Source organism: Methylobacterium sp. J-090, from assembly GCF_022829345.1.
Taxonomy (GTDB): domain Bacteria; phylum Pseudomonadota; class Alphaproteobacteria; order Rhizobiales; family Beijerinckiaceae; genus Methylobacterium.
Genome location: NZ_JAKSXV010000012.1, coordinates 1 through 11,905 on the forward strand (window position 1 = coordinate 1; position 11,905 = coordinate 11,905).

The 11,905-nt window shown below is 63.5% G+C and carries 11 protein-coding genes; 2 read left to right on the plus strand and 9 right to left on the minus strand.

What is annotated here, in order from left to right; all coding sequences use genetic code 11:
• Positions 1-400: 400 nt before the first annotated feature.
• Both MKK49_RS00880 and MKK49_RS00885 read right to left on the minus strand, forming a co-directional pair.
• Positions 401-1,356, minus strand: a protein-coding gene (locus MKK49_RS00880; RefSeq protein WP_244026141.1) for an IS630 family transposase whose coding sequence is annotated in 2 segments (ribosomal slippage) — positions 401-1,005 and positions 1,005-1,356 — 957 coding nt in all. Because the reading frame shifts where the segments join, the coding sequence is not laid out codon by codon here.
• An 87-nt stretch (positions 1,357-1,443) separates the two neighbouring features.
• Positions 1,444-1,662, minus strand: coding sequence for a hypothetical protein (locus MKK49_RS00885; RefSeq protein ID WP_244026142.1), 219 nt, complete (start codon positions 1,660-1,662; stop codon positions 1,444-1,446).
• 171 nt (positions 1,663-1,833) lie between these two features.
• On the opposite strand from MKK49_RS00885, the gene MKK49_RS00890 reads away from it, so the two are divergent.
• Together MKK49_RS00890 and MKK49_RS00895 are read left to right on the plus strand one after the other, a co-directional pair.
• Positions 1,834-2,130 carry a hypothetical protein gene (locus tag MKK49_RS00890; RefSeq protein WP_244026143.1) on the plus strand — a complete coding sequence of 99 codons (297 nt, stop codon included), beginning with the start codon at positions 1,834-1,836 and terminating at the stop codon, positions 2,128-2,130.
• A 690-nt stretch (positions 2,131-2,820) separates the two neighbouring features.
• Positions 2,821-3,207, plus strand: a complete 387-nt coding sequence (locus tag MKK49_RS00895) for a hypothetical protein (RefSeq protein WP_244026144.1) — start codon at positions 2,821-2,823, stop codon at positions 3,205-3,207.
• A 3-nt stretch (positions 3,208-3,210) separates the two neighbouring features.
• Here the strand turns inward: MKK49_RS00895 and MKK49_RS24740 are convergent, their stop codons facing one another.
• The 7 genes from MKK49_RS24740 to MKK49_RS00925 all read right to left on the minus strand — a co-directional run bounded on the left by MKK49_RS24740 (position 3,211) and on the right by MKK49_RS00925 (position 11,494).
• Complete coding sequence (locus tag MKK49_RS24740; protein ID WP_409564999.1) at positions 3,211-3,477, minus strand: DUF6889 family protein; 267 nt, start codon at positions 3,475-3,477, stop codon at positions 3,211-3,213.
• Positions 3,478-3,531: 54 nt separating this feature from the next.
• Complete coding sequence (gene tnpC / locus MKK49_RS00900) at positions 3,532-5,037, minus strand: IS66 family transposase (protein WP_244026218.1); 1,506 nt, start codon at positions 5,035-5,037, stop codon at positions 3,532-3,534.
• A gap of 102 nt (positions 5,038-5,139) precedes the next feature.
• The gene (tnpB, locus tag MKK49_RS00905; protein WP_244026145.1) at positions 5,140-5,433 is read right to left on the minus strand and encodes an IS66 family insertion sequence element accessory protein TnpB; all 294 of its coding nucleotides are present in this window, start codon (positions 5,431-5,433) and stop codon (positions 5,140-5,142) included.
• Positions 5,434-5,683: 250 nt separating this feature from the next.
• The gene (locus tag MKK49_RS00910; RefSeq protein WP_244026146.1) at positions 5,684-6,697 is read right to left on the minus strand and encodes an IS110 family transposase; all 1,014 of its coding nucleotides are present in this window, start codon (positions 6,695-6,697) and stop codon (positions 5,684-5,686) included.
• 119 nt (positions 6,698-6,816) lie between these two features.
• The gene (tnpA, locus tag MKK49_RS00915) at positions 6,817-7,191 is read right to left on the minus strand and encodes an IS66-like element accessory protein TnpA (protein ID WP_244026147.1); all 375 of its coding nucleotides are present in this window, start codon (positions 7,189-7,191) and stop codon (positions 6,817-6,819) included.
• Between the two features lie 488 nt (positions 7,192-7,679).
• Positions 7,680-9,896, minus strand: coding sequence for a putative bifunctional diguanylate cyclase/phosphodiesterase (locus MKK49_RS00920; protein WP_244026148.1), 2,217 nt, complete (start codon positions 9,894-9,896; stop codon positions 7,680-7,682).
• Positions 9,897-10,015: 119 nt separating this feature from the next.
• The gene (locus MKK49_RS00925) at positions 10,016-11,494 is read right to left on the minus strand and encodes a methyl-accepting chemotaxis protein (RefSeq protein WP_244026149.1); all 1,479 of its coding nucleotides are present in this window, start codon (positions 11,492-11,494) and stop codon (positions 10,016-10,018) included.
• Positions 11,495-11,905: the final 411 nt, after the last annotated feature.

Here is an 11,905-nt window from a genome sequence, read left to right on the forward strand (position 1 = left end):
ATGCCCGTGTCCCGCAGAGTGCCGGAGGAGACTAGGCTTGGCGATGACCAGTTCCGCCAATTATGCTTAAGCGCGATGCCGCGCTCGTCCTGCCATTACCCAACCAACTGCCATGCCGCGGGCCGCGGCGGTCCCTGCCGCCGCTGCGACGCCAAGGCCATCGCTCAGCGCGCCGTTGAACTGCGTCAGCGCATAATGGCGAACAAAGCCGAAGGCCGCCCCCTCTATGCGCCGCGCAGTACCGAGCGAGGAACCGGACCGAGCAACTGATGTCGTTCGAACCGTCCTGTTGGGTGAGTGGACCTGAACGCAGAACAACGGGACTTTCGCCCCGCCGTCTCCTTGTCATCGGATCGCCCCAACATGAAGAGGCGTGCAACCAGCCTAGAGCCGTGTCCGTTCAGGTTGGATCATAGGCATCGTATCCAGCGGCGGTGAGATAGTTTCGGCATTCGTCAGGTCTGAAAGCCGCGAAGACGTCTCGGATGGCGATGGTCAGGTCGTCGGCGGTTCGCGCTGCGGCGGTCCGGAGCAGGGCTTTCGCTTTGGCGAAGACCTGTTCGATGGGGTTGAAGTCCGGACTGTAGGGGGGAAGGTAGAGCACTCGTGCGCCAACCGTCTCGATGGCTTCGCGCACTCCAGCGACCTTGTGGGCGTTCAGATTGTCAAGGATGACGGTGTCGCCGGGCTTGAGCACAGGAGCCAGGATGTCGGTGACGTAGGCCCGGAAGCGCAATCCATTCGTCGCTCCATCGAAGACGGACCAGGCGATCAGGCCCGTGGCCCGCAGGGCGGCGGTGATGGTGGTGGTCTTGTAATGCCCATGGGGCACGGCGATCCGGCAGCGCTCGCCGCGCGGAGCGCGACCATAGCGGCGGACCATCTTGGTCGTGGCGGCCGTCTCGTCGAGGAAGACCAGACGATCCGGATCGAGGTCGGGTTGGCGTTCGAACCAGTCCTCGCGCGCGGCCCTCACTTCCGGTCGCTCCTGCTCGGCCGCGTGGACAGCCCCTTTTTACGGGTGATCCCATGCCGGGCGAAGAAGCGTGACAGGCTGCTCGTGCTTGCCCGGACGCCGCGTTCCGAGAGCCTGTCGCGCAGTTCCCGCAGGAAGGAGAGCGGTTGCTCTTCGTAGGTTCGAAGGATCAGGGCCGCCTGCGCTTCCAGGCGCTGCGAGTTGCGGTCGCCGCCCATGGGCTTGGGTGCGATCCGTCCTTCCCGTCGGAAGCGCTCGTGCCACCGGATCGCGCTGGCTGCCCCGATACCGAAGCGTTGGGCTGCCTGACGCCGCGATGCGCCCGCTTCAATCGCGGCGACCACGCGCGCGCGCAGATCGACGGACAAGGCTGAAGGCATGCTAATCCTCCCTCACAAGTCCACTCAGTGAATCACACGTAATCCAGACTGCCTACCCCAAGCGATTCAACCCGCTAGGGCACGGCTCTAGTAAGCCGATGCGTCAGCGACGATGCGCCGAGCCGCAGGTGCCCGCGGGGTCAGCGAGGGCGTGGTTGTCAGCTCGGAGGCCGGGCGCACTGCGGCGGTGGCACGGGCCTGCTCGCGATAGAGCGTTGGCGTGATGTTGATGCGCTCATCGGCCATCACGGTGCCCGCCAGAGTAACGGACGCCAAGGCGGCAAGGACGAAGGTACGAACGGTCATGATGTCGGCTCCTCTGGTGGTCCGGGGCCTGCCCCGTTTCATGAAAGAAATATGCTTCGCACTGCACCATCACTCAAACAGATACGATCGATAGCCGTTATCGACGTAATCAATGCTGTTTGCATATTTTATGTGTGAAGGGCGTCAGCGGGGGTCGTTTCCGGTATGTGATTGAGCAAGAATGAGTTTTACCAATCGCAGATGCTACAATCCGTAGGCTTGCCAGCCATGGGGCGTTTTCAGCTACGGACCTTGCGTCGTCCGCTGAACGGCCAAGGTCCGATTGAAACTCAGCATGCGTGGGTCGAGGCAACCTCTGCCGAGCAGGCTATCGCTCAGGGGTCGTTTCTGTCCGAAGCCGCGCTGGAGGGGTGGTCTGGCGTTTCGACACTCACCAACGAGACCGGCGCCATGATCTGGTCGGTCCGCAAGGACATGCCGCGCCTTGATGGACCGGGCTCGATCTGACCGCCCAACGCTCGTTCTGGATGAGTGAGGGCGAAGCCTGTAATTGCGCGTACCGCGGCGGGCGGTCGTTCGATGTGTAGCGTCCACAGTCGCCATGGCGTTACCAAAGGCAGGAAATCAGCCTCGTCGAGAATGTGCTCCGAGTGATCGGCGTGTGCGATGGCCATCCGGAATGGTACGTCTCGGGGCTGTCCGATCAGTACCACCGTGAGGGTGTTGACCCCGTCATGGAGCCACGAGGTCACGTCGTAGATGAATCCGTCCTCAGCCGGGTCCAGGCCCTCCAAAGCGGGCTGCGTCACACCGTAGGTGTTGAGACTGACCATAGCACGGCCCCCCGCGCCCCACAGTGTGAGACGCAGCCGTTCCCCGGCTCGAATGTGCATGATGTGCCCCGCTTCAAGGGTCAAACTGACTGCTTCGCGGGTTTTCCACAACGGGAACATGTTGCGAACGGTTACGTACCGTTAACCATGTTGCAGCGGCGCAAAAGGATTCCCGCTAAGCCGGAGGAAGAGCCATTTGGAGGGTCCGGGGATAACACCCGCTGAGTCCCCGGCCATGCTGTTCGTGCGATGCTGCAACGTTGAGGGGTGGGCGTCGAGCCGGTTTCTCGTCCCTGAGGCGCCCCCGATCCGCCGAGGCCGCGATCTGTCTCTGGAGCAATGATCAGCGGGTGCCTATTTCAACGTGATGCGCCTCGCTATCGTCGTCCCTGCATTGGTTCTCTTCGCTGTCGGGAGCGCTCCATTACGCGCGCAGCCGGCCCCCGATCCGTTTCCCATGGGGGAACTGGAGCGCCTCAAGGCGTGCTTCGACAAGAACCTGGCGGATCTTGTTCCGTCCGGTGAGCCGATCGCCACCATCAGCAAGGCGATTGAGGTGATCTGCGAGGAGGACATTCAGACCGTCGCCAGGAAGATGCTGCGAGACGCCATCGTTGAGCGAGGCAAGCGGATCTCGACGCGCGAGGCCGACGACGGCGAGCGGTTCCTGAAGGACAAGGTTCGATCCCTGTTGCTCGCCTATGGCCTGCGGTTCAAGGCGAAGGGCGGCCCGACGACCCTCACCGACTGAGGGCTACTTGGCTCGCGCGTCCTCGGCCGCCTTGCGGGCCCTCGATTCGTTCTCAGCGTCGATCGTCAGTGCGTCGTTCATCAGGGCGACGTGGGGCAGGTCCAGCGTTCCATCCACCAACGATTCGAATCGGCACACACCGCGCAGGGCCGGGCGAAGGAGCCAGGACCGACCGCCAGGAAGGCTCACCGACTTGAAGGACGGTCCCTTGGCCCCGCGCCGTTCGATCTTCGCTGGCTCGTAGGAGAAGAAAGCTGTCAGGTTGTCCACGAGGATGTGCGGTAAGCCTGCGGTGAAGGCCGCGGTTGTGGCTCTGACGGGGTGTCAGGCGGCGATCTGCCGGGGCTGAAGTTGGGTCCAGTTCCAGGGGAGCAGATCATCGATACGCTTGGCGGGATGGTCGGGTAGCCGCGCGAGTATGTCGGCGAGCCACGCCTGCGGGTCGATGCGACTGAGCTTGGCGGTCTCGATCAGGGGGTAGAGGGCCGCGGCGCGATGGCCGTCTGTGTCGGAGCCGGCGAAGGTCCAGTTGCGGCGGCCTACCGCGATGGGGCGGATCGCGCGTTCGGCGGCATTGTTGGAGAGGCAGACGCGTCCGTCGTCGAGGAATCGGTTGAAGGCGCTCCAACGCTTGAGCATGTAATCGATCGCCGCGGCTGTCGGAGCCTTGGCTGAGAGCTTGGCACGGTTCTCCCGCAGCCAAGCCTCCAGGTCGGCGACGAGGGCAGCCGAGCGGGCTTGGCGGTGCGCCCGGCGTTCATCCAACTCAAGGCCGTTGGCGGCGCGCTCAATGGCGAAGATCGCATCGATCCGCGTGACGGCCTCGATGGCGATCGGAGCTTGTCTCAGATCGGCCAGTTCGAAGAACTTGCGTCTTGCATGCGCCCAGCAGGCTGCCTCGCGGATCGGACCGGGTTTGCGGCCGGGTTCGTACAGCCGGCCGAACCCCGAGAAGGCGTCCGCCTGCACGATGCCGTGGAAGTCGCCGAGCCAGGTCTCGGCATGCGCGCCGGAGCGGTCGGGGGAGTAGAAGTAGGCCGCGGCCGGCGGCTCGGGTCCGCCGAAGGGGCGGTCGTCGCGCACCACCGTCCAGAGCCGGCCGGTGCGGGTCTTCCCCTTGGCCAGGACCGGCACCGGCGTGTCGTCGAGATGGAGGCGCTCGGCCGCCCGGACATGGGCCTCGATCCGGGCGATTAGGGGCGACAGAGCGGTGGTGACGGCCCCGACCCAACCGGCCAGGGTCGAGACGTCGATTGGCACGCCTTCATGGGCGAAGCGCTGGCTCTGGCGATGCAGCGGCAGGTGGAGGCCGAACTTAGCCATCATCACCTCGGCCAGGAGGTTCGGCCCGGCCCGGCCCCGCGGGATCGGATGGAAGGGGGCCGGATGCTGCGCGATAGTTTCGCAGTCGCTGCAGGAGAAGCGCTCGCGCACGTGCTGGATCACCACCCAGCGCGCCGGGATCCGCTCCAGGGTCTCGGTGACGTCCTCGCCGAGAGGGCGCAGGCGTGCCCCGCCGCAGCAGGCGCAGGTCGTCGGGCTGGGATGAACGATGCGCTCGCGCGGCAGATGCTCGGGCAGGGGCCGGCGGGCGGGCTTGCGCCGGGAGGACGTGGTGGCGGCATGCGCCTCGGGCTCGGCGGCCGCCTGCGCGACCGTCTCGGCCAGTGTCTCCTCCAGATCCTCCAGGGTCAGTTCGAGCTGGTCGATCCGGGCGCTGCGTTCCGAGGAGGCCCCGAAGCGCTCCCGTCGCAGCCGGGCGACCTCCAGCTTCAGCCGTTCGACCGCGATCTCGGACACGAGCCGCGCCGCCCGCTCGGCCAGGATCATGGCGTGGGCGGCGGCGAGATCCGTGGGAAGCGGCGGGGGCTCGGGCGCGTTCGACACGCCCGAGAGAAGAGCATATTCATCTGCCTTTGTAACGCGTTATCCTCACCGGAGAGCGCCAGGACGCCAGCTCTCCTGAGGCATCCGCCAATCGATACCCGAGAGCAGGTAACCGAGCTGCGCCGTCGAGATCGTCACGGCTCCGTCCGCCACCGAAGGCCACAGGAAGCGGCCGCGGTCGAGCCGCTTGGTGTACAGGCATGCGCCCTGGCCATCGTGCCAGATCACTTTGATCAGGTCGCCGCGCCGGCCCCGGAACACGAATAGGTGCCCGCCATGGGGATCGCGCTTCAACGTCTCCTGGACGATCAGCCCCAGGCTGAAGAAGCCCTTGCGCATCTATGGACGCCCCTCGCTATGCAACGGCTTTCTGCTCGCGTGCGGATCGGCTTCGGCTGCTGCCATCTATCCGGCCTCGGCGATAACGGTCACGCCTGGCCTTGGTGAGATCCGCCCGTCGACGTCCCATCATATCGTCGGACTCGAAGTCCGATGCGCAAGCCGGGCTTGTCGACGCCGGTCACCGACCGGTCCTGCCACCACAATCAGATTGCCCTCACAGTCTCGTTGGCCGGTCCCTCCTGATCGGTTAGACCGGCTGCCACCGTGTCCCGCGCGCCTGGATGGCCCACACGATCCGCGCCAACTTGTTGGCAACGGCGACGGTGACCACGTCGAACGAGCGTCGGTTCAGCAACGCGTTGATCCAGTCCCAGAGATGCCCTGTCCGACCCGGTGCGATCCGGACGAGTGATCGCGCTCCGTTGACGAGCTGTCGACGCATGTAGGCATCGCCACGCTTGCTAATTCCGAGAAGGCGCTCCTTGCCTCCGCTGGAATGCTGCTTCGGCGTCAACCCAATCCATGCCGCAAAGTGCCGGCCGGACGTGAACCTCTGCTTGTCGGTCACGGCAGCCACGACGGCGGTCGCGATCAGCGGTCCGACGCCGGGCACCTTGGTCAGCCGCCGACAGGCCTCGCTCGCCCGTGCCGCCTGCTTCATCCGACGATCGAGCTCAGCGATGCGCGTATCGACGGCCTGAATCTCCTCGATGAGCATCCGAAGCAGTGGCTTCAGATCGACCGGGATGCCTGCATCATCCTCATCCATCACGCGACCGAACAGCTCTTTGAGCCCCGTCCGTAGCAAGGGTGCAACGATCCCGAACTCGGCCATGTGCCCGCGCAGCGCGTTGATCGTTCCTGTTCTCTGACGGACAAGATGATCGCGCACGCGATGCAAAGCCGATGCGGCCTGCTGCTCGACGGTCTTCGGAGGAACGAACCGCATGCCGGGGCGCTGAACTGCCTCGCAGCAAGCTTCGGCGTCGGCGGCATCGTTCTTGTTGGTCTTCACGTAAGGACGTACGAACTGAGGCGGCATCAGCCGCACCTCATGACCAAGCTCAGAAAGCTGCCTCGCCCAATGATGAGCGCCTGAGCCTGCCTCCAAGCCGATGAGGCACGGCGGCAAATCCTTGACCAGTTTGAGGAACCCATCTCGCGTCACCTTCCGCCGAAGTACGACAGCTCCAGCGGTATTTACTCCGTGAACTTGGAAGTAGCGCTTTGCAATATCGATTCCGATGATTCTGATATCCATCTCGCCCTCCAATGATATCTGAGGCCAGTCATTCTGGACCTGGGGCGCGAGGGGCGTCCATCACATCATGTCGGTGTGGCTGGTCGCCAGCCAGACCCGGGAACCGGAGGGGACCGGGATCATCGTCCCAGCAGCGCCGCGATCACGCCCTGCAGGAGGGCGACCTCAGCGCCCGCCTCGGCGCGCAACCGATGACCGCCGGCCAGCTCGATCTCGATGGCGCCGGAGCGGGGCGGTTCTCCCCGGACGCCGGATGGGGGCGCTGGCAGCGCAAGCGGAATGAAGCTCGGACGAGACGACGTCTCCGGTGCAGAGACGTCTGCCCGCAGGGCACGCCGCCAGCGGAACAGCAGGCTGGAATGAAGCCCGTGCCGGCGTGCCACCTCGGAAGCCGTCGTCGCCGGATCCTCCGCCTCGGCGAGGATCGCGCGCTTCTGCTCGGGCGACCAGGTCCGTCGCGTGCCCGCGACGACGATGTGAGGAGCGCTCGTCATAGGTCCAGACACAGGGCCGATACAGCGCCATCCCGCGCCAGCACCTGTATCCAGACCCAAGCCCTATCCGCACAAGGCAGCCGTCACCGAGCGCTTACGGATCAAGTGAAGAAGGGGTTTAGGTGATGGTCGTCCCCAGCTCGCCAATGCGCTTCAAGGTCGGTTCGGTCTCAGTCAGAGCGCGGCGGCGAACCTCATGCGGTGGCTGGAGGCGGCATGAGCTCGGCGGAGGGTTTTTCCCGTCTATAAAAAAGGACGCGCCGGCATGCCGAAGCCAAGCATGCTGTTCCAATTCCAGCTGCACGCCTTCTCACCCTCGCCGAGGCGGCCTCGTATTGTGTCGTCAGCATGTCGATGTTCGAATGGACGGCCCCTTGGAGCCGATCAGCCTGGTCTCAGACGGTCGCGAGGGCCGCACGCTTATGCGCTGCGTCGTGATCGCATTTGTCTGCCGCTGTTCAGAGTCGATCCCAGCAGCTGAAGTGCGATCATCCGGCCGCGGTTAAACCCTTCATTTCTGCCGAGGCAAGCCCAAGTCCAAAGCGCGTGGCGAACGCGTCCGCTGGCATGGGCTTACCAAACAGGTAGCCTTGTCCCTCCTGACAGCCCTCATTTCGCAACAGCGCATGCTCTTCCTCCGTCTCGATCCCCTCAGCGATCACCGCAAGTTTGAACCCGCATCCAAGTTGAAGGATCGCTTGCACAATTGTCACGTCCTCGTCCGATGCGAGCATCCCGGTCACGAACGAGCGGTCGATCTTCAGTCTGGTTAGCGGGAAGCGCTTGAGCATGCTGAGTGAGGCGTAGCCCGTGCCATAGTCGTCGAAGGCGATCCCTACCCCGTATCCTCGGAGTTCATGTAGCGCCGCGACCAACTCGCCGTCATGATGCAGCGCGATCGTCTCAGTAATCTCCAGTTCCAAGGCGGCGGCAGGCAGACCGGTGTCGCGCAAGATTGCGGCCACTGTCTCGGCGAGATCCCCACGTTGCACCTGTGCACCGCATAGGTTCACACCTATGCGGAAGTCAGAGGCTCCTGCCGCGCGCCAGCGCACCGCTTGGGCACAGGCGGTTTTGAGCACCCAGTCGGCGACCGGCGCGGCATAGCGGCTCGCGTCGAGCACACTGAGGAATGCGATCGGTGCGAGTATGCCGCGCTTGGGGTGCCGCCAACGGATCAGCGCTTCCGCTCCAACCAATACGCCATCACTCAGCCGCACCTGCGGCTGGTAGAACAGCATGAACTCGCCGCGCTCGACTGCCCGACCCAGTTCATCGCGGCAGGTCCGTACGCGGCATGCCTCCTGTCGCAGCACAGGTACGAACAGCCGGTGACAGTGCTTCCCGTCGCTCTTAGCTTGATATAGTGCGAGGTCAGCGCAGGACAGCAGCTCGTCGGCACCCTCCCCGTGAGCCGGCGCCAGGGCGATGCCAATGCTCGATCCCAGTCGCAGTACCTGCCCCTCCTGCTCGAACGGTTCGGCGATCGCAGCGATTACGGTCTCCGCCACCTCGGCGGCCCGCAGCGGGTCACCGAGGTCATGCAAGAGCAGCACGAACTCGTCGCCGCCGAGCCGCGCGGCGGTGTCCGACGGACCAATGCACGCGAGTAGACGGCGGGCTATCGCCCTGAGGGCGGCGTCACCCACTGCATGTCCATAGCTGTCATTGACCTCCTTGAAGCCGTCGAGGTCGAGCATTAGTACCGTTACGGGAGAGGCTACGGCCATGATCTCCGTCAACCGCCGATGCAACACCTTACGGTTTGGAAGTTCGGTTAGCGGGTCGAGGTGAGCCATGCGGAACAGGCGTTCCTCGTCGGCGCGCCGCTTGCGGATATCGCGGACGATGGCGCCGAATGCTGCCGTCCCACCTTCTTTCCACATGGACAATGACAACTCGATCGGAAATTCGGTCCCGTCTCGATGGCGGGCCGAGAGTTCGACGGTGGTGCCCACGAGTCGGGGCTTTCCCCCGGCTGCGATGCGATGAAGTCCGCAGCCGTGGCCGCCGCGGAGGCGCTCGGGGACGATGAGATCGACGGGCTGTCCCGCGGCTTCGGCGGCGCTGTGACCGAAAAGGGCCTCGGCGCTTCCGTTCCAGAATGTGATGAACCCCTGTGCATCAGCGCAGATGATGCCATCTGGAGAGGTCGCGGCAATGTGCCGGAACCGAGATTGGCTGCTTCGATCAGCGACCTCTAAGCGACGGAGTTCCAGGCGATCGAGGGCGAGCTTTGCCAATTCATCCAGCGTCTGCAGATCAATGGCGGAAAAGTATTCTTTCGGCTTCGTATCGACGAGGCAGAGTGTGCCGATTGCATGTCCTGATGGTGTTCGTAAAGGTATACCTGCGTAGAACCGAATAAATGGTGCACCAGTAACTAGAGGGTTGTTGCAGAACCGCGCGTCGATAGTCGCGTCTAGGACGATGAGTGCTTCGAACTGAGCAATCGCATGTGAACAGAACGCGACGTCACGATTGGTCTCGCACACGTCTAGACCGACCTTGGCGTGGAAAACCTGCCGGTCGCGGTCGAGGAGGGAAATGAAGGCAGTTGGAACCTGGAACAGCCGCGCTGCCAGCGAAACGATCTGAGAGAAGGCCGGGGCCGCCTCGGTGTCGATCAGATCGTACTCAGCGAGTGCTGCGATGCGCGCAGTTTCCCCGGCGATGAGAGGTTCGGATCGGACAATGGATGCCATGATTCGTGCTCGTTCGAGAACTTTTCGTCGAATTATTTCGAAATTTTGACTACGTCGTGAGTAGACGAAAGAATGCAGCGGCTATTTGTGGGCTAACTGCTGCGCCGAGCTTGGCATATTCATCCGACGGCACGTGCCGCCTCGCGGACCTGACGGGTGGCTTGGTCAACCCGCTCGCTTGCCTGAGCGATCGTGCCCATGCCGGCGGCGATGGCCATCACTCCATGGGAGGCCGTCTGCATGCTGGCCGACATCTCTTGCGTCACCGCGGACTGTTCCTCGACGGCGGCCGCGATGGCCGCTGAGACGCTATCGAGCGTTCGGATCGTCGCCTGGATCGATCCGATTGCCTCCACCGCCTCGCGGGTCGCCGTTTGCGTCGCCACGATCTGCCCACGGATTTGATCGGTCGCCCGAGCTGTCTGTTCGGCCAGCGCCTTCACCTCGGCTGCGACGACGGCGAATCCCTTGCCGGCAGGGCCGGCGCGCGCCGCCTCGATCGTAGCGTTGAGAGCCAGAAGGTTCGTTTGTGCCGCGATGCCCTGGATCAGAGCTACAACGTCGCCGATCTGTGCCGCCTGACCGCTCAGCCCAGCAACGATGCTGCCTGTGCGCTGCGTCTGCTCGACGGCCTCGCCTGCCATCTGGGCCGCATGGCTCACCTGCTGACTGATCTCCCCTACCGAGGCCGAGAGTTCTTCTGCGCCTGAGGCCACGCTCTGGATGTCGCTAGAGACCCGACCCACCGTGGCCGCGGCCTCGTTCGTCTGCCGGGTAACATCCTCGACCGCATCGCCGATGGCATCGAGATCCGTCCCTATCGTCTGCCGGGCTTCGGCTCGACGGTGGCGCTCGTGCACCTGCGCGGTAATGTCTGTCGCGAACTTGACCACCTTGATGGTTAGTCCATCCGCGTCCGTAATCGGGTTGTAGGTCGCCTGGATCCAGACCTCCCGCCCGCCCCGAGCAAGGCGGCAGTACTCCCCTGACTGGAACTTGCCCCGCGCAAGGGCGGACCAGAAATCCTGGTAGGCCGGGCTCGTGCGATCCGTCTCCGTCACGAACAGGCTATGATGCCGTCCCTGGATCTCCTCCAGCCGATAGCCAAGCGTGTCGAGGAAGTTCGAATTGGCTGTCTGGATGGTGCCATCGGGGGCAAAAGCAATGACTGCTTGCGACCGATGCAGGGCAGCGATTTGGCCTTCGAGGTCCAAGGTACGCAGCGTCTGGGCAGTGATATCACAGGCAAATTTGACGATCTTCATGGGCTTGCCCGCTCGATCGAGTACGGGACTGTAAGAAGCCTGGAGCCAAATCTCGCGGCCTCCCTTGGCGATGCGCCTGAACACCGCTGCCTGAGTCTCGCCGCGGCCGAGGGACTTCCAGAACTCCTCATAAGGCCTACTCAGGCGCTGGGTCGGATCGACGAACAGACCGTGATGCTGGCCTTTGATTTCGTCGAGGGTGTACCCCGTCGTCGAAAGAAACTTCGCATTGGCATCGAGGATCGTGCCGTCGGGGCGAAATTCGATCGTCGCCTGTGCCTGATTCAACACCGCGAGCTTGGCGCGCGAGGCATGGCCTGGAAGGTTGAACATGATGGATCCGGCAGCTGATGATGCGACGTGAAAAGCCGGGCTCAGCGCCGTTAGGCGAATAGCCGAATGGCGGGTCCGTCCAGATGATCTGTGTACGAAACCGAACGAAAAAATAATGAATAGTATAAAATATCACGAAAACGTGATGCAAAATATTTGATGCAGAACAATTTGCAAACCGATCAATTGATGGGCCAGCTTGGGCTGGCCCGTGTTTTGATCATTTGGCGTCTTTGGCAAAGTCTGGTGCAAAATATCAGGGCTGGGCCCTCATTTTGCCCTCTGATACATTTTTAGACGATCAGCTGATACCGAGTATCAAGCGCGATCACACCCAGGACCGCCTCACAAGGGCCGTGACAGCCATTCGACCTCGGCGTCCAACTCCGGCCCGTGACGGTGCCGAGGGGT

Bases quoted from the DNA above. Each gene is read 5' to 3' on its own strand.
- MKK49_RS00885 (WP_244026142.1), bottom strand. From the start codon at position 1,662: ATGACCGTTCGTACCTTCGTCCTTGCCGCCTTGGCGTCCGTTACTCTG.
- tnpC (WP_244026218.1), bottom strand. From the start codon at position 5,037: ATGATCCTGGCCGAGCGGGCGGCGCGGCTCGTGTCCGAGATCGCGGTC.
- tnpB (WP_244026145.1), bottom strand. From the start codon at position 5,433: ATGCGCAAGGGCTTCTTCAGCCTGGGGCTGATCGTCCAGGAGACGTTG.
- MKK49_RS00910 (WP_244026146.1), bottom strand. From the start codon at position 6,697: ATGGATATCAGAATCATCGGAATCGATATTGCAAAGCGCTACTTCCAA.
- tnpA (WP_244026147.1), bottom strand. From the start codon at position 7,191: ATGACGAGCGCTCCTCACATCGTCGTCGCGGGCACGCGACGGACCTGG.
- MKK49_RS00920 (WP_244026148.1), bottom strand. From the start codon at position 9,896: ATGGCATCCATTGTCCGATCCGAACCTCTCATCGCCGGGGAAACTGCG.
- MKK49_RS00925 (WP_244026149.1), bottom strand. From the start codon at position 11,494: ATGTTCAACCTTCCAGGCCATGCCTCGCGCGCCAAGCTCGCGGTGTTG.